General features: G+C 67.0%; 19 protein-coding genes. 8 read left to right on the top strand and 11 right to left on the bottom strand.

The window, feature by feature from the left end:
* The 6 genes from tssG to tssB form a co-directional block, all read right to left on the bottom strand.
* Positions 1–1,027: type VI secretion system baseplate subunit TssG (gene tssG / locus J3489_RS34960; protein WP_207005391.1), on the bottom strand; the 1,027-nt coding region annotated here is incomplete at its 3' end.
* Complete coding sequence (tssF, locus tag J3489_RS34955) at positions 991–2,778, bottom strand: type VI secretion system baseplate subunit TssF (RefSeq protein WP_207005390.1); 1,788 nt, start codon at positions 2,776–2,778, stop codon at positions 991–993. The genes tssG and tssF, both read right to left, overlap by 37 nt.
* Positions 2,762–3,241: a type VI secretion system baseplate subunit TssE gene (gene tssE / locus J3489_RS34950; RefSeq protein WP_207005389.1), complete on the bottom strand. Its 480-nt coding sequence runs from the start codon at positions 3,239–3,241 to the stop codon at positions 2,762–2,764. Before tssE ends, tssF begins: the two co-directional genes overlap by 17 nt.
* Positions 3,242–3,268: 27 nt before the next feature.
* Entirely contained in the window at positions 3,269–3,769 is a 501-nt protein-coding gene (locus J3489_RS34945) for an Hcp family type VI secretion system effector (RefSeq protein WP_207005388.1), read from the bottom strand.
* A gap of 74 nt (positions 3,770–3,843) precedes the next feature.
* On the bottom strand, positions 3,844–5,325 hold the full coding sequence (gene tssC / locus J3489_RS34940; protein WP_207005387.1) for a type VI secretion system contractile sheath large subunit: 1,482 nt from the start codon (positions 5,323–5,325) through the stop codon (positions 3,844–3,846).
* A 24-nt stretch (positions 5,326–5,349) separates the two neighbouring features.
* Positions 5,350–5,913 (bottom strand): type VI secretion system contractile sheath small subunit, encoded by a 564-nt coding sequence (gene tssB, locus J3489_RS34935; protein WP_207005386.1) that lies wholly within the window; start codon positions 5,911–5,913, stop codon positions 5,350–5,352.
* 417 nt (positions 5,914–6,330) lie between these two features.
* Between tssB and J3489_RS34930 the strand changes: the two genes are divergently transcribed.
* The 5 genes from J3489_RS34930 to tssA all read left to right on the top strand — a co-directional run bounded on the left by J3489_RS34930 (position 6,331) and on the right by tssA (position 14,155).
* Entirely contained in the window at positions 6,331–6,810 is a 480-nt protein-coding gene (locus J3489_RS34930; RefSeq protein ID WP_207005385.1) for a hypothetical protein, read from the top strand.
* Between the two features lie 113 nt (positions 6,811–6,923).
* Complete coding sequence (tssK, locus tag J3489_RS34925; RefSeq protein WP_207005384.1) at positions 6,924–8,288, top strand: type VI secretion system baseplate subunit TssK; 1,365 nt, start codon at positions 6,924–6,926, stop codon at positions 8,286–8,288.
* Complete coding sequence (locus J3489_RS34920; protein WP_207005383.1) at positions 8,281–9,180, top strand: DotU family type IV/VI secretion system protein; 900 nt, start codon at positions 8,281–8,283, stop codon at positions 9,178–9,180. Before tssK ends, J3489_RS34920 begins: the two co-directional genes overlap by 8 nt.
* Positions 9,177–13,058, top strand: coding sequence for a type VI secretion system protein (locus tag J3489_RS34915; RefSeq protein WP_207005382.1), 3,882 nt, complete (start codon positions 9,177–9,179; stop codon positions 13,056–13,058). The genes J3489_RS34920 and J3489_RS34915 overlap by 4 nt, the downstream gene beginning before the upstream one ends.
* Complete coding sequence (gene tssA / locus J3489_RS34910; RefSeq protein ID WP_207005381.1) at positions 13,055–14,155, top strand: type VI secretion system protein TssA; 1,101 nt, start codon at positions 13,055–13,057, stop codon at positions 14,153–14,155. The genes J3489_RS34915 and tssA overlap by 4 nt, the downstream gene beginning before the upstream one ends.
* Positions 14,156–14,160: 5 nt before the next feature.
* Here tssA and J3489_RS34905 read toward each other — a convergent pair whose 3' ends face one another.
* The 4 genes from J3489_RS34905 to J3489_RS34890 all read right to left on the bottom strand — a co-directional run bounded on the left by J3489_RS34905 (position 14,161) and on the right by J3489_RS34890 (position 18,691).
* The gene (locus J3489_RS34905) at positions 14,161–15,135 is read right to left on the bottom strand and encodes a hypothetical protein (protein WP_207005380.1); all 975 of its coding nucleotides are present in this window, start codon (positions 15,133–15,135) and stop codon (positions 14,161–14,163) included.
* Between the two features lie 260 nt (positions 15,136–15,395).
* A complete protein-coding gene (gene hppD, locus J3489_RS34900) occupies positions 15,396–16,472 on the bottom strand; it encodes a 4-hydroxyphenylpyruvate dioxygenase (protein ID WP_207005379.1) in 1,077 nt (358 codons plus the stop codon).
* A complete protein-coding gene (locus J3489_RS34895; protein ID WP_207005378.1) occupies positions 16,465–17,652 on the bottom strand; it encodes a CaiB/BaiF CoA transferase family protein in 1,188 nt (395 codons plus the stop codon). The genes hppD and J3489_RS34895 overlap by 8 nt, the downstream gene beginning before the upstream one ends.
* Before the next feature lie 91 nt (positions 17,653–17,743).
* Positions 17,744–18,691 (bottom strand): hydroxymethylglutaryl-CoA lyase, encoded by a 948-nt coding sequence (locus J3489_RS34890; protein ID WP_207005377.1) that lies wholly within the window; start codon positions 18,689–18,691, stop codon positions 17,744–17,746.
* Between the two features lie 148 nt (positions 18,692–18,839).
* On the opposite strand from J3489_RS34890, the gene J3489_RS34885 reads away from it, so the two are divergent.
* From J3489_RS34885 to J3489_RS34875, 3 genes are all read left to right on the top strand, one after another.
* Complete coding sequence (locus J3489_RS34885) at positions 18,840–19,757, top strand: LysR family transcriptional regulator (RefSeq protein ID WP_207005376.1); 918 nt, start codon at positions 18,840–18,842, stop codon at positions 19,755–19,757.
* Between the two features lie 426 nt (positions 19,758–20,183).
* Positions 20,184–20,909 carry a methyl-accepting chemotaxis protein gene (locus J3489_RS34880; RefSeq protein WP_207005375.1) on the top strand — a complete coding sequence of 242 codons (726 nt, stop codon included), beginning with the start codon at positions 20,184–20,186 and terminating at the stop codon, positions 20,907–20,909.
* 24 nt (positions 20,910–20,933) lie between these two features.
* Positions 20,934–22,346: an MFS transporter gene (locus tag J3489_RS34875; protein ID WP_207005374.1), complete on the top strand. Its 1,413-nt coding sequence runs from the start codon at positions 20,934–20,936 to the stop codon at positions 22,344–22,346.
* A 43-nt stretch (positions 22,347–22,389) separates the two neighbouring features.
* Here the strand turns inward: J3489_RS34875 and J3489_RS34870 are convergent.
* Positions 22,390–23,759: hypothetical protein (locus J3489_RS34870; RefSeq protein ID WP_207005373.1), on the bottom strand; the 1,370-nt coding region annotated here is incomplete at its 5' end.

Here is a 23,759-nt window from a genome sequence, read left to right as displayed (position 1 = left end):
GGGCCGGCGCTGCCGCGCCCGCGCCCGCCCAGGCCGTCCAGCCGAGCCGGGGCGGCGCCGCTTTCGAGAGGCACGCGCGCGGCTGCTCGCCCGCGGCCAGGTGCAGCTCGACGTGAAGATGGAGATCGGCGCCGAAATACGCCGCCGCGAGGCCGCGCAGCTCCGCATGACGCCGGCCTCCGGGCAGAAAGGACTCGTAGTCGCCAAGCGAAAGCGGGCCGATCCGAATCCGGATCCCGCGGTGTTCGTCCCAGATCCGGGTCCCGGCCACGGCGCCCGCGCCCAGCAGGTGATTGCGGCCATGGCGCCCGATGCGCGTATGGCTCGCGGGGGGGATGCCGCGCCAGCCGCCGGCGAACGGCGACGAGCGCATCGGCAGGTCGAAATGATGGCGCGCCATGACGTCGAAGCCCGCCAGCGAGCGCCGGCTGTTCGCGAACAGCCCCGCGCGCGCCAGCACGGCATCCGCATCGATGCCCGCGGCGGGCAGCGTGGGGCGGCGCGCCGACAGCAAGAGGCCGGCCATGCCGCGCAGGACCGTCTGCGCGGCGCTTCGATCGGGCGCGAGATAGGGATCGGCGACGCGATACTTGCGCTGGGCGCGATACAGCAGCGCGAGCAGCCGGTGCTGAAACAGGTTCAGAAAGGCGACCGCGGACGTGTCCTTGTTGCGCACGCGGTCCTGCAGCCATTCGAGGTAGGTGTCGGGCAGCGGCCCCTCCGGGCCGCCGAGGCCGAACGCATTGACTTCGAGCTGCGGCTGCGGCGGCTCGTCGCCGGCCGGCGCGCTCAGCGCACGCAGCGGCGCTTGCCGCACCGTGCCGAGTGCGCTCGGCGCGAACACGGGTGCCAGCGCGCCCATGAGGCCGAGCGCTTCGGCGCGCGGGTCGAGGCCGGTGCCGAGCGGCACGGCGCCGGGCCGCAGCAGTTCGAGGAGCCGCACCGCCTGCGCGAATTCGAAGGCATGCGGTTCGTCGAAGAGGCGCTCGGCTACAGAACGAGCGGACTGCCCTGCATCGGCCGCCATGCGTGAATCTCCCTGCCGTCGCACACGAGCGCCGTATGCACGAATCGATTGACGCTCGCGTAGAGCGAGAAGAAGTGCGCGAGCACCCCGGAAAACATCACGGGGCTCGCGCCGACGAAGTGAGCAGGGTCGAGCTCGACGCAGACCTTCAGGCCGTTGCGCCAGCCGCGCCACAAATCGTCGCCGACATGCGCGACCACCGGTTCGCTGCTCACGCCGGCGAGCCCGGCGATCTGCCGCTGCGCGGCGGGACTGGCCGCGAGATTGTGCAGCTCGAGCATTTCGCGCAGCGTCTGCAGCGCTTGCGGCCCGGACACGAGCGGCGAGTGATTCAGGACGAACTGCGACGCGAGGCGCCAGCGCGAACTGCCGTCGAGGACGGCTGAGATCTGCCGCGTCGGGCGGTGCGCGAGGCGCACGCTCGCGACCGGGCCCGGTTGCTCGAACGACAGCGCGGCCTCCGGTTCGAGCGTGTGCGCGAGGTGCCGGTTCGTGCACAGCAGTTCGGCTGTCAGCGTGCGCGCGGGCGGGCTCGCCGGGTCGAAGCAGGTGTCGACGAAGGTCAGCATGATGTCGCTGCCGGGGCGCGACGGGTGCATGCCCGAGACGCGCCGCGCGTGCCAGTAGAGCGTCGCTCCGAGGCCGTGCTGGACCCCGTAGTAGGGCGGCACCTCGGCGACTTCGCGGCCGTTGACCGAGCGCACGCTGCGCACCGCGTAGATCTCGGTGCTCGCTTCGCGGTGGGCGTCGGGGCTCACGCGCATTTCGCGCAGCGTGCCGTCGGGCCGCAGCGGCTCCGAGGTGCGGGCAAAGAGATTCAGCGCAGGCGCGCAGCCGAGCGCGAAATCGTGCGCGTGCAGCGTGAGCCGCCCGCTCGGCGCCGCGCTCAAGCCGATCAGCAGATCGAGCCGGTCGCCGGCGCCGGCGGGCGGCGTGAACGGCAGATCGAAGAACGCGAATTTCTCGGGGAAGGCGAAGTATTCGACGAGCAGCCGGCAGGCCGGGTGCACGCCGTCTTCGAGCGGCAGCAGCGCTTCGGATTCGCCGAAGCCGACGGGTTCGGGCTTGCCCGGCAGCGGCTGCGGGGGCGTGCCGGGCAACTGCACGTAGAGCGCCGCGCCGTGCGCGCACAGCAGGTCGTAGAGCGTCGCGGCCGTCACGGGCGAGCCCGCCAGGCGCAAGCGCAGGCGCTCGATCGGCAGCGCGCCGAACTGATGCAAGCCCGTGCAGCGCAGCGAGAGGCGCAGCGCCGCTTGCAGCGCGGCATTCGCCGTCGCCGCCTGGGCTTCTTCCGCATTCAGCAGTTGCGCCGCTTCGAGCGCGACCGGCCAGAGCGTGACGTCGGCCGAGGTGCGCCAACGCACCGTGGCGCCGCCGGGCGTGACATGCAGGAGCGGCGTATGGCGCGGCACCGTGTATCCGGCGGCGACGCTGCCTTGCGTCGGGTCCGCTTCGAACTGCACGATCGTCATCGACGGGATGGGCCGCGACGCATACGGATAAAACTGCTCGAGCAGCCCGTCGGTCAGCTCGGAATACTCGTCGTCGAGCGTGCGCTGAATGCGCGCCGTCAACAGCGCGAAACTTTCGAGCAGGCGTTCGACGTGCGGATCGGCGCTTTCGCCCGGCCCGAGTTCGAGCCGGCGCGCGATCTTCGGATAGCGGCGCGCGAAGCTTTCGCTTGCGCGGCGCAGGTAGGTCAGTTCGCGCTGATAGTAATCGAGCAGCAGGTCGTCAAGCGATTCGTTCATCGACGACTCCGACCGGCTGTCCGTCGGCCAGTTGCGCTACGTAAGAGACGGGCCAGCGGCCGTCGGCGGTGGCGAGGTGGCCCGTGATGCGCAGCCGCAGCCGCCACGGCACGTCCGGGTCCGGCTCGATCTGAGCGTGCGGCGCGCCGAGGCGAGGCTCGAACGCGGTCACGGCCTCGACGATGTCGCGCTCGAGCGTGGCGCGGTCCGCGGCGCGCGCGGCGTGGCTCGCGCTCCAATCGGGCAGGCCGTAGAGCAGCACGTCGAGCGGCCGCCGCGCCGCTGCCGGCGTCTTGCCGCGCCGCGTATTGAGGAGCCGCACGAGTTCGGCACGCACCGAATCGCGCAGCGCGTCCGGCGTGAGGAGGCGCTGCACGGACGGTTCGTCGGCCGAGAAGGGCGCGTCGTCTTCGAGCCGCTCGAACAGCGGAACCGGTGCAACGGGGCGGACGGCTGACGGCATGGGGCTGGGTGGGCAACCGGCCAGCCGTTACGACTTGACCATCTTGTTCGCGGCGGAATCCCAGGTCGACGCGGCCGTGCCTTCCTTGGAGCCGTCGTCCTTCTGGGCCGTCAGCTCCCATTTGATCTTCGTGAAGTTCAGCGACAGCGTCTCGACCGGCTTGCCGCCCGAGCCGCCCGACACGCTCACGTTGCTCAGCACGACGTTGTCGAGCGTGTAGGTGATGAACGGCATGATCTTGCCGTCGCTTTCGGCGGCGTTGCGGCCGACGATCACCTTCGCGGTCGCGATCGCCTTGCCGCCGCAACAGTATTCGTTGAGCGTGGGCGTGGAGATGTCGACGAACTTCGTGACGGTCATCTCGCCGACATGCGGCTTGCCGGACGTGCGCTCCGAATTGCTGACGTCGTTGGTGACCTGCATGGCCACGTTGTGGCTGTACGACATCAGCTCGATCTTGTCGGTGTAGCCCTCGAGCGTGCTTTCGCCTTTGATGTCGTTACCGAGATCGAGAATGATCGAATCCATGAGTCAGCGCTCCTCACGCGTGGGGAAGCGGCGCGTGCCGTGCCGGCCGCGCCGCGTGGATGTGTTCCAGGGACTCAGGCGGCTGCGGCCGGAGGCGGAAGCGCCGCCACGAGCCGGATCGAAGCGGTCAATTCCTCGAGCTGGAAGTGCGGCCTGAGGAACACCGTCGCCCGGTACGCGCCCGGCTTGCCCGCGACTTCCGTCACGTCGACGCGCGCTTCGCGCAGCGGATACTGCGCCTTGATTTCCTGCGGGGCGTTGTCGTTGAGCAGCACGTAGTCCGCGATCCAGGTGTTCAGATACGTGCGCACGTTGTCGCGCGTCATGAAGCTGCCCACCTTGTCGCGCATGATCACCTTGATGTAGTGCGCAAAGCGCGACGCGGCGAGCACGTACGGCAGCATCGCCGAGATGCGCGCGTTGGCCGTGGCCTCGTTCGTGTTGTAGGCGGCCGGCTTGTTGGCCGTCTGTCCGCCGAAGAACACCGCAAGCCCTTCGCTCTTCTTGTGGCACAGCGCGATGAAGCCGAGCGAATCGAGTTCTTTTTCGCGGCGGTCGGTGATCGCGACTTCGGTCGGGCATTTCATCGCCTTGTCGCCCGCGGCCGTCTGGAAGATGTGATCGGGCAGCTTCTCCACCGCGCCGCCGCCTTCCACGCCGCGGATCGCCGCGCACCAGCTGTACTGCGCGAACGCGTTCGTGATGCGCTGGCCCAGCGCGTAAGCGGCATTGCCCCAGAGATATTTCGAGTGATCGGTGCCGTCGACGTCTTCCGTAAAGCGCATGCCGTCGACCGGATTGCTGTCCGGATGGTAGGGCCGGCGCATCAGCACGTGCGGCAGCACCAGCGCGACGTAGCGCGAGTCTTCGCTCTTGCGGAATTCGCGCCAGCGATGCATGTCGATCGTTTCGAACACCTTCGACAGATCGCGCGGCACGCCGAGCTCGGTGAAGCTGCCCATGTCGAACAGTTGCGGATGGGCCGCCGAAATGAACGGCGCATGCGCCGCCGCCGCGACCGAGGCGAGCTTCTCGAGCAGGCTCACGTCGGGGGTCTGGCGCGTGAAGTAGTAGTCGCCGATCAGCACGCTGAACGGATGGCCGCCGAACGTGCCGTATTCCTCTTCGTAGATCTTCTTGAAGAGTGCGCTCGTGTCGACGTCGATCGCCTTTTCGAGGTCGTTCTGCAAGTCCTTCTTCGACGCGTTGAAGAGGCGCAGCTTGAGCCGCGTGCTGGTCTCGCTGTTCTTCACCAGATAGTGCAGCCCGCGCCACGACGATTCGAGCGCCTGCATGTCCGGGTGATGGAGCACCTTGTTCAGTTGCTCGCCGATCAGCTCGTCGATCTTGCGGATGTGGTCGTTGATCATCGCGACGGTGTCGCGGCTGATCGACATGTTCTTGTCGAGCACCTGCAGCGCGAATTCGGCGAGCAGTTCGCGTGCGTGCTGCTGCTGCTCCTCGTCGTGGGCCATCCGGCCGTCCTGGACGATGCGCTCGAGCAGGGTGAGCGTTTCCGTTTGCGCGGGGGCAGCCGCGGCTTGAATGTCCGACATCAGCGTCTCCTCGGAGAGCGGGGCTCAGTTCGCGGGCGTGTCGCCTGCGGGGGCGTCGGTTTCTGCCGGCGGCGGCAGTTGCGCGACGGCGCCGTCTTGCGGATGGGCGGACTTGATCTCGGTCAGCCCCTGCGTGTTGTGCACGACATCTTGCAGCAGCTTGTCGAGCTCATCGTTGCCGTCGAGCTTCGTCAGCAGGTCGCGCAGGCGCAGCCGCGCCTCGTAGAGCTGCTTGAGCGGCGCAATCTGCTTGACGATCTCCACGGGATCGAAATCGTCGATGTGCTCGAACTTCAGCGCAAGATTGAGCTTGCTGCCGTCGGAGGCGAGCGTGTTGTCGACTTGCAGCGCCACGCGCGGCTCGATCGACTTCATCACGTCGTTGAAGTTGTCGCGATCGATGTCGACGAAACGGCGCTCCGTCATTTTCGGCAGCGGCTTTTCGGGATTCCCGGACAAGTCGGCCAGAATGCCGACGACCAGCGGCAATTCCCTTTTTTCGATGGCATTGCCGATTTCGACGTCGTATGTGATCTGGACGCGCGGCGGGCGGTTCCTTTCGAACCAATGCTGTGTACTGTCAGCCATGGTCACCTCAGCTAGTCTCTTTTTCTAATGCGTTGAATTTGCGGGATACCGCTTTTTTGTCGCTTTTATGACGTTTTTTTGTTTCTCGCATGACGTGCTGCGAGGTGCTGCCAAAGGAATTTGAAAGCGAGCCTTGAAAAATTCACCGGGCCGCTTAAAGAACAGACGAATTTACTCTACGATACACATCAGCGAATTTCAAACTAAATTTACGTGACGATTTGGGGCGCGCTTTGAAAGCATCGCAATCCTTACATATGGATTGCTAAAGAAGCCAAGCTTCTCGGGCGCGACGATTGCAGTCTTCGCCAGGGGACCTGTAGACTAGGCGCGGCTTTACGCACGCTTAAGAAGAACGACGCCGGCGCGGGCCGGCAACAACGAACCGAAGCGAACACAAAGCGATAGGGGGGCGAAGTGACCAGCGCGTTGCGACTTGCCGGCAGGCGACTGCCCGGCTTGCTGCCGGTGCCACTCCTGGCCGTGCTGTGCATGGCGGGCTGCTCCGCGTCGCTGCCGCGCGTCAAGATCGATTCGCTCGCCATCAACGTCGCCGCGCAAGCCAACCTCGATACGCCGATCGCCGTCGACGCCGTACTGGTACGCAATCCTCAGCTATTCGACACGCTGCTCGGCCTGCCCTCGGCGAAATGGTTCAACGAGCGCGATCAGCTGCAGCGCGACTATCCGAGAGATCTCACGGTGCTGTCTTATGAGCTCGTGCCCGGCCAGCAGCTCACCGATGCCAAGTTCGCGTTCGACGGGCAGCGCGCGGCCGGCGTGCTGGTGTTCGCCGATTACCAGACGCCGGGCGCGCATCGCGTGCGTCTCGACGGCGGCCCGCCCAAGGCGCTGCTTCAGCTCGGCGGCCAGGACCTTCAACTGATGTCCCGCTAAAGGCCATGAACCTCGACGAGCACGGCAGGTGCGGTACGCCAGGTGCCCTGGGCGAGCGGCGGCGCAGGTGCCGGCGCGGCCCGTTCAACGCATACGACAACTAGAAGGCGAGCATGCGTACTTTGTTTCCCGATCCGATCTGCTGGTTCGAAGGCATGCCGCTGCTGCCGCAGCATTTTCAGACGCAGGCGCTGCACGCGGCGGGGCATGCGGCGCTGCTTGCCGGCGCGGCGCGGCCGCACTACTGGGGCGTGCTCGCGCTCGAGCAGGAGGAGGCCGGGCTCGCGGAAGGGCTCGTGCGGATCACGGCGCTGGAGGCGATCCTGTCCGACGGCCTGCCGATTCGCCATACCGGCGACGATCCCGTGCTGCAGATCGACGTGCGCCAGGCGTTCGCCACGCCGGAGCAGACCGTTACCGTGTACCTGGCCGTGCCGCCGCTTTACCGCGGCGGCCAGCTCGATCAGCGCGGCGCGCGTTACCGGCAGCACGAGAGCGCGGACGTCCCCGACCTGGCTGCGGGCGCGGACCCGGCGTCGGTGACGACGTGGCGGCCGCGGCTGCATCTGATGACCGATCTCGGCAATCAGGAATACGACCGGCTGCCGTTGATGCGGCTCAGGCAGCAAGGCGGCGGTGTGGCGCCGGCCGAGTATGTTGCGCCTTGTCCGTTCGTCACGCCCGAGTCGCTGCTCGGCCAGCGCGCGATGCGCGTCGCCGTGCGCGCGCGGGAGAAGTGCGTGTTTCTCGCGGGCCGCCTCGATGCGGCGCGGCATGCCGGCGAACTCGACGACGTCGCGCAAATCGAGCGCCAGCTCGCGGCGCTGTGGATGCGCTTGCCGGAGGCCGAGGCCGCGCTGATGTCGCGCTCGGCCCACCCGCTGGAGCTGTACTGCATCCTCGCCGGCATGGCCGGCGCGCTCGCCGGCCTGCGCCCGGAGCGCGGCGTGCCCGTGTTCGCGCCGTTCGACTACATGGAGTTGCTCGCGTCGTTCGATCCGCTGCTGGAGTGGATCGACGCGGCGCTCGCGACGGTCCGCCAGGGTTATCGCGTGCGCCAGTTCACCGCGGAAGCGGGGGGCTTCTGGATCGCGCCGCCGTTCGATGCGGGCGCGGCGCAGGAACTGGTGATCGGCCTGCGCATGCCGGCCGACGCGGGAGAGCACGACGCCGGCTCGTGGCTCGAGCAGACCGTGATCGCTTCGCGCCCGCACGTGCCGACGCTCGCCCGGCAGCGGATGCGAGGTCTCGCGCGCCGCTCGCTGGGACGCGACGAGCGCGCCGCCTACAGCGCGGGCGACGACACCGCGATGTTCGCGATTCAGCTCGACGATCCGTGGTTCGACCGCAAGGAGCCGCTGCATATCGACGTGCGCGCCGGCGCGAGGGGCGTCGCGCCGTGGGCGGTGCAGCTTTTCACGCCGGTGGGCGAGGCAAGCGAAGGCGCTGCGCTCTCGCAGCGTGATGGCAATGAGTGACTACGACGGCGGGCGTCATGACGAACGCGATGAACGCGGGCCGTTGACGCGCGCGTTCGGCGCGGCGTTCGAGCACGCGACGACGGCGCGCGCGGCAATCGAGCGGCGCTTGGACGAGCCGCTCGATCCGGCGGCGCAAGCCGACGAGCTGGCCGCGCAACTGTCGGCGGCGGCACGGCGGCTCGCGCGCGAAGCGATGGCGTGGACCGGCGCCGCGGGCGAGACGGACATCGCCGCGGCGCAGTACGCGTTCGTCGTGCTGCTCGACGAGCTGCTGCTGTTCTCGGAGTGGGCGGGCACCGCCGCATGGGAAGCGCGGCCGCTGGAAATGCGGGTGTTCGGCACGCACGCAGGCGGCGAGCGCCTGCCCGATGCGATCGAAGCGCTGCTCGCGCAGCGCGATCCGTCGCAGCGCGATTTGGCCAATGTCTATCTCGCGTGCCTGATGCTCGGCTTCAAAGGCCGCTTGCGCGGCGAAGCGGGCGCGCTGCGGCACGATCAGTTGCGGCACGCGCTCTTTGCGTTCGCCATGCAGCGCGATGCCGAACCCGCGCGGCTCGCCGCGCCGCTCGAACGCGTGGCCGTCGCGCCGGGCCGCGCCGCCGCGCTCACGCAGATGTTTCCGGACCAGGCGCGCCTCGCGCTGCTGCTGTGCGTGGGCGTGGGCGCGATGCTCGGCATTTCGCACCTGGCCTTTTCGCTGGCGACGGCTCCCGTCCGGCCTGCCGTGACGCAGTTCAGGTCGGTCGCGCTGCTCGACGCGTCGCCGCCGCGCGTGGACCGGTCGAGCGTGTCGGGCGCCGTCGTGCCGCTCGTGCCGCTCGTGCCGCAGCCCGCCGCGGCCGGCGTCGTCGAGCGCACGGCGGCGCTGCCCGAAGGAGCGCGGCCATGACGCTCGCCGTGATCCTGCTCGGGCTGATCGCGCTGATCGTGGTCGCGCTCGCGGGGTTCGCCGTTTGGCAAGGGTGGCGCAGGCGGGAGGACGGCCGGCCGCTGCGCAGTTTCCGAGCGTGCGTGCGCGCGGCGCACGCGGCGATGGGCGTGTCCGATCCCTATTCGATACCGCGCATTCTCGCGACCGGGTCGCCCGCCGCGATCGATGCGCTGTGCCGCAGCTGGCGCCTGACGCCGGCCGGCGAGCCCGGCTGGTATGGGCGCGTATGGAACGACGCGGAGGGGCTCCTCATCGCCGAACCGAACGACATGCTGTCGGCGCCGCCCGCGGACCGCCAGCTCGGCGCCTGGCGCAGGCTGCTGCGCGCGGTGCTGCGCAATCGTCCGGGCCGCCCGCTCGACGCGATCCTGTGGGTCGTCGCCGCCGACGCGCTCGTCACGGAGGACGGCCAGCCGCGCGCAACGCCGGCGGCCGCGCTCGAATCGTCGCGCAAGCTGTTCGCGCTGCAGCGGCAATTCGGCCAGATGCTGCCGCTCTACGTCGTGATCAGCGGCTGCGACGCGATCGCGGGCTTCGACGCGCTCGCCGCCGGCTTGGGCAGCGCGGCGGGCAGCGCGCCGCTTGGCTGGGCCTCGCCTTATCCGCCGAAGCGCGCGTATGACGAGGCGTGGATCGGCGAAGCGTTCGCGACCCTGCGCAACGCCTTGACCGAAACGATCGCCGAGCTCGGCACGCTCAACGGCGGCGTCGGCGAGGGGCTGTTTCTGCTGCCGCAGCGCATCGACGCGCTGCGCACGCCGTTGCGCGAGCGCATCGATCTCGCGCTGCGCGGCGGCGCGGACGGCACGGCGCCGCTGTTGCGCGGCATCCATTGCGTGGGCTCCGTGCCCGAGCGGCCGCCGGCGGACGACGCAGGCGGCTTGCTTCGTTTGCGCGCGATCACGCCGGCGTTCGCCGCGCGCTTGTGGCACGACGTGGTGCTGCGCGGCCAGGGGCTCGCCCTGCCGATCCCGCGTGTGCTCGCGCTGCGCATGCGCAAGCATCGCGTGGCGACGATCGCCGCCGCCGCGCTCGGCGTCTGCTGGTGCGTGGGGCTCGGCGCGTCGTGGTGGCACTTGCGCAGCGACGCGCGCACGCTCGCCGGGGCGTACGACTCGCTGACGCTCGCGCTCACCACCTACCGGGAGTCGGACAAGAGCGACGCGGCTGCCGCGAAAGTGCTCGGCACGGCAGCCGGCACCATGATGAACGTGCCGCGCTGGCGCCTGACGTCGCTGTTCATGCCGCTTTCCTTCACGCTGTCAGGCGACCTCGACGACGCACAGGAGCACCTGCTGCGCAGTGTCGTCTTTGCGCCGCTGCGCGACCGTCTCACGCAACGGCTCGCGGATTTGTCATGCGGGGCGGCCGCGGCCTCCGGCGCGGATGCCGTGCAGGGGGCCGCGGCCAAGCCGCAGGACTTGCCGGAATACCTCGCCGGGACTCGGCTCGTCGCGGACGCCGCGCAAACCGAGCACCTGATTGCCCGCTACAACGAACTCGTGCAGGCGGGCGCCGGCAACCTCGCGATGCTCGCGCAACTGATGCATGAAGCGGTGGGCGTCACGCTCGCGCCCGAGCACGTCGCGGACCGCGCGAGGCTCGACGCCGCCGTGCGCGACACGGCCGTGGACGACGGCATGATTCAGTTCGGCAGCGCTCAGGCGGTGGCGGCGCGCCAGCGCGCGAGCCTGTGCTTCGAGCAATCGTTCGATGCGTGGTTCGATCGCGTCTACTCGGATTCGACCTTGACCGCCAACGCGGCGCAAGTCCAGACGGCGCTGACCGATTTGCGCGCGCCGGGCGCCACGCCGGCGGACGCCGCGCTGACCGCGCTCGCGAGCGGCATCGATACGCTGGCGGCGCAAGTCGACACGGCCGATCACGGCTGGGCGAGCGCGCACGGCAAAGAGCTGGTGCCGGGCCTCACCACGACGTTCGATCAGGCGCAGCATCTGCGCCTGATCGGCGGCGCGCCGGTCGAGGCCGTGCTCGCGCACGAAGAAGCCGAACAGAACGCGTTCTCCGCGCGCTGGCTCGTGAGCGGCAATCTGCCGGGGGTATTGAGCGCGTCGCCCGCGACCGGACTGCAGCTCGCGGCCGACCTGCCGCCGTTGCGCGAGGCGCTGCGCACCCTGCTCGCGCAGCCGTTCGCCGGCGGCTCGGACAATGCGGGCGCGGCCGTCCGCAGCGTCGATGCGGCGAGCGCGCAGCGCGCCCTGGCGGTGTTGCCCGCCTACCGGCAATACGTCGCCGGACAGCTCGCGCAGGCGCCGGACGCCTATCGAAGCGCGTTGCTCGCGGCCGCCGGAAACGATGCGGTACAAAGCATGGTGAGCGCGCTGTCGGCGCCGGCTTCGCCCGCCGCCCAGCGCGACGGCGCATCGGTCGCGGACGCCGCGCAGAATTTCGACGCGCTCAAAAAGAGCGCGGTCGATCTGATCGCCGCGTTCGATTCGCTGGGACGCGACGATCTCGCGACGGCCGTCGCGCTGCGCGTGAGCGACGCCGCCTTGGCCGTCTTGCGCGCGGCCGATGCCCAGCTTCAGTCGCTGGCGCCGTTTCGCCCGGCGCGCGGCGACTTCTCGGACTGGAACGGCAACCCGGGCGGTGCGCTGCGCGCGTTCGGCGCGGCCACGCCGCAGGCGCTGCAAACGTATCTCGCCGCGCAATCGGCGGCGGTCGCCGATGCGGCCGGCGCCGCCGCCGGGGCGCTCGATTGGCTGAGCGCGCAAAAGCCGCCGCTCGAGCCGGCCGACGCGCGGCTCGTGAGCCGGTGGAAGGCGTTGTCGGCGGACCTCGCGCAATATCGGGCGAAGAGCCCCGCGAGCGCGATGATCGCCGTGCCCGCGATCATCTCCGGCCAGCTCGACAAACTCGATCTCGACAACTGCAGCGCGACGCTCGAGCAGATCGACGTGCCGGCGACGGGCGATATCGTGGCGAGCGCGGGCGTCCGTCTGGTGTCGTCCGCGCGCGAGCAATGCTTCAGGCTGCAGATGGGGACCGGCATGGAGGCCTACGAGCAGATCCGCAACTTCTTCGCACGCTACCTGGCCGGACATTTCCCGTTTGCCGCCGACGCGAACGCACCGGCCGCCGACGTGCGCCAGACCGCGGCGTTCGTCGCGCTGCTCGACGCCCATCTCGCCGATGCGCAACGAGGGCTCGCGGCGGCGGCGGCGGTCGGGCGCGGGCGTCCGGACGAAGCGCGCTTCGCCGCGCAGCTGGCTGCCGCCAAGCCGTGGCTCGATGCGCTGCTCGCGCGCGGCGCCGACGGCACGTTGCAAGGCATGGAGCTCGCGGTCGACTGGCGCGTCGATCGCGCGGACGAGGTGGGCGCCGATCAAGTCATCGAGTGGAAGCTCGCAAGCGGCAGCGACACGCTCACTTATCCGTCGTCGGGCGAGCCGCCCGTGCGCTGGAAGCCGGGGCTGCCGGTGTCGGTCAGCTTGCGCTGGGCGAAGGACGCGCCGTGGCAGCCGATGTTCGACGCCGCGCAGCCGACGCTTGCGGGCGAGCACGGCGTCGCGACCTGGAGCGCCGCCGACACGTGGGCGCTGCTGCGCATCGCGCGCTTGCATCAGATGCAGGCGGACGCCGGCACCGGTGTCGCAGCGCAGCCGCCCCGGCTGCTGTTCACGGTGCCCGTGCGCGACCGCAACGGCGCGATACAGACGGCGCGGATGTACCTGAGCGTCGGTTTCATCAACGCGGCGAAGACGCCGCAGGCGATTCCGGACCTGCCGGCTGCCGCGCCCGGTTACGACGCGCGAGGGACGACGACGCTCGGCTACCCTCCGGCCGGCGGCTTCTCGGAGGCGGGCCGCGGATGATGCCGGAACTCGAACTCGCTGCGCTGCTGCAGCCGCTGCCCGGCGACGCGCCATGCGGCCCGTCGCTGCTGCACGATCCCGAATTCGACGCGATCCGCACGGCGCGCCGCGCGGACGATCCGAGCCTGCCTGCGGGCGTCTGGCAGACCGAGCTGAAAGTTGCCGACTGGCAAGCGGTGGAAACGCATTGTGTCGACATCCTGAAGAACCGCAGCAAGGACCTCACGATCGCGGCGTGGCTCGGCGAGGCCTGGCTGCAGCGCTTCGGCGTGCCGGCGCTGCCGCGCTGCTTCGAATTGATTGCGGGGTTGTGCGAACGCTTCTGGGACGGCGTGCATCCGCTGCCGCGCGACGGCGATGCGGGATTCCGGGCCGCGCCGCTCGCGTGGCTCGCGACGGCGTACGCGGATTTGCTGTCGACTCAGATCGAACTGTTCGACGGCCGCGAGGGCGTGCGCTGCACGCTCGCGCAATGGCAGGGCGCGCAGCGCGCGCTGTTGGCCGCGACGTCGCGCCAGAACGTCCCGCCCGCGCAGCGCGAAGCGGCCGCTCGCACGGTGGCCGTGCTGCAGGACGCCGCGCGCGCGGCGCCGCGCGTCCAGCTTAGGCACGCGCACGAATCGCTTTCGACGGCGCGCTTGCTGGCCGAACTGCTCGATGCGTGGTGCACGCCGCGCCTCGGCAACGAGGCGCCCAGCTTTGCCAAGCTGCTGGAAACGATGAATCAAGCAGGACTTGTCTTGACGGAGTGTCTCGCCATGCATCCGAATCCAGAGCCGCCGCGTGCCGTGCCGGCAGGCGAAACCGAGCGCGCCGCCGCTGCGCCCGGGCAGGCGCAGGCAAGCGCGGCGGCGGGCACGAGCATGCCGGGCGCGCCGCAAAGCCGTGAAGACGCTTACCGGCAATTGGCGGCGATCGCCGATTACTTGATGCGCTACGAACCGCACAGCCCGGTGCCTTACATGATTCAGCGCGCGCTGGAGTGGGGCGCCAAACCGTTGCCCGTCCTGCTGCGCGAACTCATGTCAGGCGAAGCGGACGGGCAGAAACTGTGGACGGTGCTGGGATTGTTGCCGGGAGCGGAAAAGGCGAAGTGACGTTCTCAAGACGCGTTGCCGAGCAGCTTCGCGGAATCCGGAGTGGGCTTCAAGATGTTCTTGACGTTGGCATTCGCGCCCGCTCGACGGGTCATTTCGATGAATTTCGATTTGCCCGCATGCGCGTCCACACTGGACACCATGAATTTATAGGAAGCGGTGGCGACTTCCTTCGCGCCGAATACATAGTCTTCGTGCACGACCGAAATGCCCCAGGTCCCGCTCGGTACTGTCACCAGCCACGACTTTTCGTCGAACGCGAGGACTCGGTTATTGTGCGTGGGCGTGGTGACCGTACGAAGATGGCCGAGGATCACGTCGAGGCTTGCGTTGCTGAGCTTGAACTTGACCTTGTCGCCGTACCTGGCGGTATTGAGATCCTTGCACCCCTTTCGATCCGCCGGCTTCGCCCAATAGCTCGCCGCCTGCAGCGCATCGCCGATTGATTTCACGGCTGTCCACCACGTCGGGTCGCCGTTGAAGGGCTTGGTCTGCTCCATCTTGTCCGCCGCATCCTTCGGGTCATCGGAGCGCTGATCCCCGCTCATGCCGGGAAAGCCGCCGAATACGGGGCTCGTGCAGTCGACGAGCGCGGCATGAAGCGCATCCTTGCTGGTCGCGCGGGTGATGCGTTCTGTCACGCTGCCTCCTGACCGGGCCAGCTTGTCGATGACGTTTTTCATCTCCGCGAAAGACATCATGGATCTGCCCATGCTATGGACAATGTCCTTATCGCAAGACACGATGTCGCCCAGCGCTGCTTTCGTGTCCGGCAAGTCAGCGATGCCTTCCGGCGTGTTGTACAGGGGACTGCTGCGTACGAAGGAATTCAACGAGCCTGCGTAGTAATAGCCGAGTAAGGCAGCAAGGCAGTAGTAATACTTCCACGGCAGGATGTGATGGAACGTCCATTTGTCGCAATCGGGCGTGTTCCCTGTGCGATCTGCAGGAAGCTGCACAGTGAAAAGATAGTCAGCCATGGTCTTCGCTTCCTCTCGCCCGTTCGCCGGGCATGACGTGCTGCCGTTTAGCGGCCGGAGTGCGGCTCGCCACATGGGCCTCCGTGGTGGTGGATTCATCATAGGTAAACACGCAAGCCAGCCCAAGGACTGGCAATGCTTTTAGATGACGGTCAGGCCGTTTCGCACTCGATCACCGTAAAGCCGACCTCGGCCTTGCGCCGTTTGCCAGCCCCGTTTCGATCTTGTCGACGAGCATCGACGCGGCGAGCTTGCCGATGTCAGCTCGTGCCGATTACCCCGCGGCTGATCTGATCGCGCTCGATCGATTCGAAGAGCGCCTTGAAGTTGCCCTCGCCGAACCCGTCATCGCCTTTGCGCTGGATGAACTCGAAGAACACCGGTCCGAGCAGGGTGTCCGAAAAAATCTGCAACAGCAGGCGAGGCTTGCTGCCGCTCGTGCTGCCGTCGAGCAGAATGCCGCGCGTTTGCAGTTCGGAGACCGGCTCGCCATGGCCAGGCAGCCGCTCTTCGAGCATCTCGTAGTAGGTTTCGTTGGGCGCCGTCATCAACGGCACGCCCGCCAACACGAGCCTGTCGATCGCGGCGGGCAGGTCGTCGCTCAGCAATGCCACGTGTTGAATGCCTTCGCCGTTGAACCGCATCAGGAATTCTTCGATCTGCCCCGCGCCCTTCGACGATTCCTCGTTGAGCGGAATGCGGATCTTGCCGTCCGGCGCGGTCATCGCCTTCGACGTGAGCCCCGTGTATTCGCCCGATATGTCGAAGTAGCGGATCTCGCGAAAGTTGAACAGGCGCTCGTAGAAACTCGCCCAGAACGCCATGCGGCCGCGGTAGACGTTGTGCGTCAGATGATCGATGAGCTTCAGGCCATGGCCGGCCGGATGCCGCTCTACGCCTTCGATGAATTCGAAGTCGATGTCGTAGATCGATTTGCCGTCTTCGAAACGGTCGATCAGGTAAAGCGGTGCGCCCCCGATGCCCTTGATCGCCGGCAGACGCAGCTCCATCGGGCCAGTCGGCATCTCCATCGGCTGGGCGCCGAGCTCGAGCGCCCGGGCATACGCCTTGTGAGCGTCCTGCACGCGAAACGCAAGGCCGCAGGCCGACGGGCCATGCTCCGCGGCGAAATACGCGGCAGGGCTCTTGGGCTCGCGATTGACGATGAAATTGATGTCGCCCTGCCGGTACAGCAGGACGTCCTTCGAGCGATGACGCGCGACGAGCGTGAAGCCGAGCTTCCCGAATGTCGTATCGAGGATATCGGGAACCGGCGATGCGAATTCGACGAACTCGAACCCCATCAGCCCCATCGGGTTTTCGAACAGATCAGCCATGGCTTCCTCCACGATCTGCAAGATCTGGTTTCAGTCTGGCGCGGCCGGTGAGGCGCGCCAGGATTTCCTGAGTATGCTCGCCGACCCGTGCGAGCGCCTGCCGAACGCCAGGGCGGCGTCCGCCCATCAGCAAAGGCAGGAGCACGACCTCGGTCGTGCCGCCGTCATCGGTCTCCATCGGCGCGAGCCCGCCGCTTGCCTTCAGATGCGGATCGTCGAAGAGCTGCTCGGGGCGCACGATCGGCGCATACGGAATGCCGGCGGCTTCGAGCTTCGGCACAAGCTCATCCGCGCGATGGTCTTTCAGGATCGCTCCGAGGCGCGCGAGCAATTCAGGGCGCACGGCGACGCGCTGTGCGTTGCTGGCGAATGGCGGTTCGGCCGCGAGGTCCGGACGTTCCAGCACGTCGCACAGCGTGACGAATTGCTTGTCGCTGACGGCGCCGATAAACAACTGCTCGCCGCCCGCCAGCGTGAATACGTCATACACGCTCCATGCCGACACGCGCGCCGGCATCGGCGGGGGCGGCTCGCCCGTCATCGCGTATTGCTGCATGTGCTGCGCGGAGAGAAACACGCAGTTCTCGAACAGCGCGCTTTGCACCTCCTGGCCGCGCCCCGTAGCGTCGCGCTCGCGCATCGCCGCGAGCACGCCGATCGCGCCGAACATGCCGCCCATGATGTCGTTGACCGACGTGCCCGCGCGCAGCGGACGCCCGACCGGCCCCGTCATGTACGACAAGCCGCCCATCATCTGCACCACTTCGTCGAGCGCAAGGCGATGCTCGTAGGGACCGGGGAGAAAGCCCTTGTGCGAGACGTAGATCAGGCGCGGGTACCGCTTCGACAGCGTTTCATAGTCGAGCCCGAGCTTCGTCATCAGGCCCGGGCGGAAGTTTTCGAGCATCACGTCGCATTGGCCGATCAGCTCGAGCGCGGCGGCGCGCCCCTCAGGCGTGTCGATGTCGAGCACGACGCTCTTCTTGTTGCGGTTGAAGGTCCGGAAAAAGCCGATGCCGAGACCGGGCAGGTTGCGCGTCTTGTCGCCGCCGGGCGGTTCGATCTTGATCACTTCGGCGCCCAGGTCGGCGAGGATCATGCCGCAGGTCGGGCCCATGACCATGTGGGTGAATTCGACGACGCGAACGCCGTCGAGCGGAAGCCGGTTGGGGGCGTTCATGATGCCTCCCGCTGGGCCGCCCCGAGGGAGGCATCGGCCCCCTCGGGGGGCAGCGAACGATAGTGAGCGTGGGGGGCGTTCATAGATAACCTCAGGCGCTGTGCGCGTGAATCGATTGGGCCGAAAACGTCTTGGGCAGGCCGGCGAGCCACAGCGTGCCGTGCAGCGTCTCGTTCGACAGCCACTGCGAGATCTTGGCGCGCAGCGCGAGCAGGCGCTCGATATCGATGCCGGTCGCAATGCCCATGTCGGCCAGCATGAAGGCCAAGTCTTCGCTCGCCGCATTGCCGCTCGCGCCCGGCGCATGCGGGCAGCCGCCAATGCCGGCGAGCGTCGCGTCGAAGCGTGCCACGCCGGTTTCCAAAGCGGCGTAGACGTTGGCGAGCGCGAGGCCGCGCGTGTCGTGGAAGTGGCCGCACCAGAGCTTGTCGCCTGCGATGCGGCGAGCCTTCTCGAACACGTCGCGCACCGCCGCGGGATTCGCGTAGCCGACCGTGTCGGCGAGGCTGACGCGATCGGCGCCCGCATCGAGCAGGGCCTGCATGCAGCGCAGCACTTCGCTTTGCTCGACCGCGCCTTGAATCGTGCAGCCGAACGCGGTGCCGATGCCGCCTTCGATCAAGGTTTTCGAGCCGGCGGCATCGCGAGCCGCGCGGATGCGCGCGACTTCGGCGACGACTTCGTCCGGCGTCTTGCGCAAATTCGCGAGGCTGTGGGCGCGGCTGGCCGACAGCGGGACGAGCAGCAGATCCGCCTGCGCTTCGATCGCGCGCTCGGCGCCTTTCAGATTCGGCACGAGCACCGAAACGAGCAGACCCGGAAGGGCTTTCGCGTGGGCGACGAGTTCCGCCGTATCCGCAAGCTGAGGCAAGAGCCGCGCCGGCACGAATGAGCCGACTTCGATTTCGCGCTGACCGGCGGCGTAGGCGTCGTCGATCCATTCGATCTTCTGCGGCGTGGGAAGAAGGGTCTCGATGCTTTGCAGACCGTCGCGCAAGCCGACTTCGCGGATCACGACGCTAGAGGGGAAGGGGGGCATTGGGCTGTCTCCGTGCTACAGGTGTCTGCCAGTCGTCTCTCCGCTGGCGTAGGCGTTGTGCTAGCTTTAGGCATTCCGCCAGATACATAAAGAGGTATTTCGGCACGATCATCGTTCCGAATTGGAAATTCATGCGAGGAGGCGCGCGATGCGCGACATCGATCTGAAAACACTGCGGCTGCTGGTGGCGGTCTGCGAGCACCGGAACATGGCGCGTGCGGCCGAGGCGGAGCACATCGAGCCTTCGGCCATCAGCAAGCGGATCGCGCAGTTGGAACACGATCTCGGCGTGCCGCTTCTCGTGCGCACGCGCCGTGGCGTACAGCCGACGCCGGCCGGCGTCGCGCTCGTCGAGCACGCGAAGAGCGTGCTGTTCACGATGGACCGCATCGCGAGCGACGTCGCCGCATACGGCAGCGGGCTCAGGGGCAGCGTGAGCGTGTGCGCGTCGGCGTCGGCGATAGCGGAAGCGCTTTTGGACGACATCGCGTCTTTCATGCGGCTGCCCGCGCACGAGAACATCCGCGTGAACGTCGAGGAACGGTTGTCGCTCGATCTCGTGCGACGACTGCGCGAGGGCGCGGCGTCGCTCGGCGTGTGCTGGGACAACGTCGATATCGAGGGACTGCAATCACGTCCGTACCGGCAGGATCGCCTTGCACTCGCGGTCCATCCGGAACATCCGCTCGCGAGCCGCAAGTCGCTCAGCTTCGAACAGACGCTCGATCACGAGCACGTCGGGCTGCCGCCTGCCACCGCGGTCCATACGATGCTGCAGCACGCTGCCGCTCGTAACGGGCGCACCGTGAGCTATCGCGCGATCGTGTCGAACTTCGACGCCGCGTTTCGCGTCGTCGCGGCGAACCTGGGCATCAGCGTGGTCCCCGCCGAGGTGGGCGACACATACATGCGCCTGCTCAATGTGAAAGTGATTCCGCTCACGGACCGCTGGGCGCAGCGTCGATTCGTCGTCTGTTTCAGGGACTTCGATGCGCTGCAGCCGGCGGCGCAGCGCATGGTCGATCACCTCGCCGAACGCGCAAAAGACGCGGCGAACATCGAATAGGCGCGGATGTGCCGCGTGATATCACGCGGGGCAATCCGCTCGGTCCGGTGCGCCAGCGCGCGATCATGGTGCGCTGCGTCATGGACTTGCACCAAGTCCACGCTCGGCGAATGCCGGCGCGGCGCGGATGCAATGGCGCAAGACCTAAACGCCCGTTGCCCGACGGCTGATGCGCCCAAGCACATGTGCGATGGCACGGCTATTGCGTAAGGTCGCCGCAAGGCCAACGGCGGCCCTGACGCATTCACACATTCATGCTCCGCTCTCGCGAGCGGCTACGGGGCAACGGCGTCCCGAGGCAACTGTCACGCTGATCTCGCAACCGATCCGCGCGGCGTCGCTTCGGGACGTTTTTTTTGCGCCGTCGATCGGTTGCGGCGCGCATCGCTCGACGGTCCTGAGTCATCCGCTTTGCACAGCCACACCATGAAAAGTCAGACCCATACCAGCCACGACGCAGTATCCGGGCAAGTGATCGGCGAGCTCATCAACCTGTCCGGCCGGCAACGGATGCTCTCGCAGCGGATCGTGCTGCACGTGCTGCTTGCATCGCGCGGAGACCGCGCCGCACTCGACGTCGTCAAAACGTGCCTCGCGACGTTTGCGGCCGCGCACGCCGATCTGGTGAGCGGCAACGCGCGCTTGCCGGGCGTGTTTTCCGACGCGCTGAGACAGCTCTATTTCGGCACGCTGTGCGCGGACGACGCTATTCGCCGGTTCATCGCGCGCACCACGGACGCGATCGAAAGCCTCGAAGCGGGCCATGCCGCGAGCGGCGAGCAGGTCGACGCGCTCGTGATGCAGGCCACGCCGCTGCTCGAACTGCTGCAGCAAATCACGCTTGCGTACCAGAACGAAATGCACGGCATCGAATCGGCCGCGAGGAAACGCCAGGCCGAGATCGCCGACCAGTTGGGCAGCATTTCGATGCAGGCCAACATCGTCGCGCTCAACGCACGCATAGCAGCGGCGCGCGCGGGCCAATACGGACGCGAGTTCGCGGTGATCACGACGGTGCTGGCCGACATCATCAAGGAGATGGATCAGTTGATCCACAGCGTCGTCGGCACGCGCAGCGCGAACGACGCTTCCCCGTCACGCAATACGATCCCGCAAAGCCGGCACGCGAGTGCCGGCCGCGCTTTTCAATAGCCTTCGCCCCTGTGTGAGAGACCCATGACAAACCTGTTGAATTCGCTCAAAAGCGGTAACTGGCGTGCGTTGCTTGCGTGCTTTCTTTACTTCGATACCGGCTTCACCGTGTGGGTGATGTTCGGCCCGCTGGCGCCGTTCATCCACAAGGACATTGCGATGACGCCCGCCGAACAGGGCTTCCTCGTCGCCGTGCCGGTGCTCGGCGCGGCCATCTTGCGCGTGACGCTCGGCAATCTGTACCAGGCCTACGATGGGCGGCGCGTGGCGCTCTTCGGGGTGCTGCTGTCCGCGGTGCCGTCGGTCGTTCTGCTGTTGATGCCGGCAGCGCCGTCGTACTCGCTGTTGCTCGTGCTCGGCGTGTTTCTCGGCGTCGGGGGCGCGAGCTTTGCGGTTGCGCTGCCGATGGCCGGCAGCAACTATCCGCCCAAGGTCCAGGGCCTCGTGCTCGGGCTCGCCGCGGCAGGCAACATCGGCGCGGTGCTCGACGGTTTCATGTTCCCGGGGCTGGCCGATCACTTCGGCTGGGCGAAAGCTGCGGGCGCGGCGTTGCCGCTTCTCGCGCTGGCCGCAACCGCATTGTTCTTCTGGGCGAAGGACCTGGGCGTCAAGTCGGGTAGCGCGCCGCGCGCATTCGGCAGTTTCTGTGTCACGCTGGCAGGGCTCGTCGCACTGGTGCTGGCGGTGCACGACGGCCTCTTCGGCGCCGGAAAAACAGGGGTGCTGCTGCTTCCCGTGCTCGGCGCGTTGCTGGCCATCGCCGTGTTGCCGCACCGCTATCGCAGCGTGCTCGTGGAAGGCGACACGTGGGTCGTGATGCTCGTGTACAGCATTACGTTCGGCGGTTTTGTCGGCATGTCCTCGTACGTGACCACGCTTCTGATTTCGCTCTACCAGCTGCCGAAGCTCGAGGCAGGGCTCTTCATGTCGCTGCTGGCGTTCACCGGCGCGCTCGTGCGCCCGCTCGGCGGCCTGATCGCCGACCGGATTTCCGGCGTGCGCGCGCTCGTGCTGCTGCTTGCGGGCATCTCCGTCTGCGACTTCGTTTTCGCCGCATGGATGCCGCCGCTGCCGGCCGGCATCGCGCTGCTCGTGATCACCTATCTGCTGTTCGGCCTCGGCAACGGCGCGACGTTTCAGCTCGTGCCGCAGCGCTGGAACGGCAAGACCGGCTTGATGTCCGGCATCATCGGCGCGGCAGGGGGCATCGGCGGATTCTATTTGCCGGTCATCATGGGCATCGCTAAGGAAAGCACCGGCAGCTATCAGATGGGCTTTGCGACGTTTGGCGGGTTGTCGGGGCTGGCGTTTGCGCTGGTTGCCCTGCACCGCGCGCGCTGGCTCGAATGGGCCTTGCCGAAGGAGAGCGCGGCGGTGGCGGCGAATGTCGCGAGTGCAATGCAGCCCATCGCGCTGCGCGTCGACAGCGAGGCATGATTGCGGCCGCGAGGAGCCGAGGCTCCTCGCGGCGTCGATTCCGCTAGTTGCGCTGCAAGTTCTGGAATTCCACATCTGCCAAGGCCACCTTGCCTGAAGCCTTTGGGAACTTGAGGCTAGCCTGCGCCAAATGCGTCATATCGACATTCGAGAGTGCGGCAAGTGGGATAGCGACCATGTTCAGTAGTTGAGCCGCTGCGCCATTTGCAAATGGCGCATCATCTGCAGCATCCACAAGAGGCCGACCGTCGGCTTTTTGCTGCGGACCAAGGTACAACGCATCGCTGAAATCACTCGCGTTCACGGAGGCGGACTTGCCAGCGGTATCCGTCAGCGTGACGACGACTTCCTGTCCCATAGGCCGTACAACAGCGAGACGGAACGTCAAGCTATCGTATCCATCGGCAGATACACCCTTCAGATCCGTCGTGACCGTCGCATCCGGCGCCGACCAAGCGGCTTCCAAGTGATCGGCGATAGACAAAAGGCCGTGACTGGCGCTAGCCGATCCGCTTGATGAACCCTCATACTCGAAACCATCCAGCCGATTCGGCGTGCAATGACCCACGGTGCCGGAGTCGCCAAACGGCATCGTGCAACGGGCAAGCGCATCGAATCCGGAAAATGCCAACGCACCGCCCAACACATTGCGAGCAAGACTATTGTCTGGCTCAAAACGCTGAATCAGCATGCGATGAGTCGCATCCCGCTGCGTTGTCGTGACCACGCGTGCGTCACATGGACCTTTTCCAGCAGGACAGGCTGCATCTGGCAGTTGAGCATGCCCATTCCAGTACGCCGCGAATTGCCGCTCTCCGCCGACGTGAAAGCGCATGAACGAGTTGATTAGGAACAGACCGCCACGTTGCTGGTCCTGTGAGTTCAAGCGGATGCCATTAGGCCGATGAGCACAGTAAATGTCTTCGTCGAAGTCAAGATTGTCGTCCCCGTTTTTGGACCATACCGTGTTGTAGAAATTGTGATTGGCGCCTTTGACGAATACCTGATATCGGGATGCCGTATCGGTATCGAAGCTGAACCGGTTGTGATCAAAGGTTCTTGCCCCCTCGAGGTTCGACATATCGCCGTCGCAAGACGGCAACAAGACGGCCAGCGGGACGCTGATCAACCCGAGATTGCCGTTGAAATCGGTTGGCGCCAGCATGAACGCGGCCCTGAATGTGTAGGGCGTGACAGACTCCGCGCCGGCAGCATAGAAAAGGTTGTATTTTTGCAGGGCGGCAGCAAATTTCGCGGCATTGATCTTCCCGTTGGAAACCGCATCGGCAAGACCTGGATAGGTATTGAAATGAGCTGGGTTGGTCAATATCGCGGATTTCAGGTCACCTTCAGTGACACCCACTCGGGTCAAATTGTATTTCAGCGTGTATGAGATGCCTTGTCCGCCGCTCG

This window comes from Trinickia mobilis (genome assembly GCF_017315705.1).
GTDB classification, from domain to species: domain Bacteria; phylum Pseudomonadota; class Gammaproteobacteria; order Burkholderiales; family Burkholderiaceae; genus Trinickia_A; species Trinickia_A mobilis.
The sequence above is the reverse complement of the archived record's forward strand: the minus strand, read 5'-3'. Positions and strand labels throughout refer to the sequence as shown.

Coding starts and splice junctions, on each gene's coding strand:
- tssF (WP_207005390.1), bottom strand. CDS start 2,778: ATGAACGAATCGCTTGACGACCTGCTGCTCGATTACTATCAGCGCGAA.
- tssE (WP_207005389.1), bottom strand. CDS start 3,241: ATGCCGTCAGCCGTCCGCCCCGTTGCACCGGTTCCGCTGTTCGAGCGG.
- J3489_RS34945 (WP_207005388.1), bottom strand. CDS start 3,769: ATGGATTCGATCATTCTCGATCTCGGTAACGACATCAAAGGCGAAAGC.
- tssC (WP_207005387.1), bottom strand. CDS start 5,325: ATGTCGGACATTCAAGCCGCGGCTGCCCCCGCGCAAACGGAAACGCTC.
- tssB (WP_207005386.1), bottom strand. CDS start 5,913: ATGGCTGACAGTACACAGCATTGGTTCGAAAGGAACCGCCCGCCGCGC.
- tssK (WP_207005384.1), top strand. CDS start 6,924: ATGCGTACTTTGTTTCCCGATCCGATCTGCTGGTTCGAAGGCATGCCG.
- J3489_RS34920 (WP_207005383.1), top strand. CDS start 8,281: ATGAGTGACTACGACGGCGGGCGTCATGACGAACGCGATGAACGCGGG.
- J3489_RS34915 (WP_207005382.1), top strand. CDS start 9,177: ATGACGCTCGCCGTGATCCTGCTCGGGCTGATCGCGCTGATCGTGGTC.
- tssA (WP_207005381.1), top strand. CDS start 13,055: ATGATGCCGGAACTCGAACTCGCTGCGCTGCTGCAGCCGCTGCCCGGC.
- J3489_RS34905 (WP_207005380.1), bottom strand. CDS start 15,135: ATGGCTGACTATCTTTTCACTGTGCAGCTTCCTGCAGATCGCACAGGG.
- hppD (WP_207005379.1), bottom strand. CDS start 16,472: ATGGCTGATCTGTTCGAAAACCCGATGGGGCTGATGGGGTTCGAGTTC.
- J3489_RS34895 (WP_207005378.1), bottom strand. CDS start 17,652: ATGAACGCCCCCAACCGGCTTCCGCTCGACGGCGTTCGCGTCGTCGAA.
- J3489_RS34890 (WP_207005377.1), bottom strand. CDS start 18,691: ATGCCCCCCTTCCCCTCTAGCGTCGTGATCCGCGAAGTCGGCTTGCGC.
- J3489_RS34885 (WP_207005376.1), top strand. CDS start 18,840: ATGCGCGACATCGATCTGAAAACACTGCGGCTGCTGGTGGCGGTCTGC.
- J3489_RS34880 (WP_207005375.1), top strand. CDS start 20,184: ATGAAAAGTCAGACCCATACCAGCCACGACGCAGTATCCGGGCAAGTG.
- J3489_RS34875 (WP_207005374.1), top strand. CDS start 20,934: ATGACAAACCTGTTGAATTCGCTCAAAAGCGGTAACTGGCGTGCGTTG.